Source organism: Tetzosporium hominis (assembly GCF_002265435.1).
GTDB classification, from domain to species: Bacteria; Bacillota; Bacilli; order Bacillales_A; family Planococcaceae; genus Chryseomicrobium; species Chryseomicrobium hominis.
Genome location: NZ_NOKQ01000379.1, coordinates 1 through 257, shown reverse-complemented (window position 1 = coordinate 257; position 257 = coordinate 1). Strand labels below are relative to the sequence as shown.

General features: G+C 44.0%; 1 pseudogene. It reads left to right on the top strand.

What is annotated here, in order from left to right:
* Nucleotides 1-257: pseudogene (locus CF394_RS15450) on the top strand (glycine dehydrogenase); the annotation flags it as partial.

Below are 257 nucleotides of genomic sequence, written 5' to 3'. Positions count from 1 at the left end.
AAAAATCGTGATACGGTACAACACGCGTCTTTCTTAGGAGCAGGTGTATATGATCACTATCAGCCTGTCATTGTGGATCATGTCATTTCCCGCTCTGAATTTTATACGGCGTATACACCTTATCAGCCGGAAATTTCACAGGGGGAGCTTCAGGCTATTTTTGAATTCCAAACGATAATTTGTGAACTAACAGGAATGGATATTGCCAACTCCTCTATGTATGATGGCGGAACTGCCTTGGCGGAAGCGGCAATGCT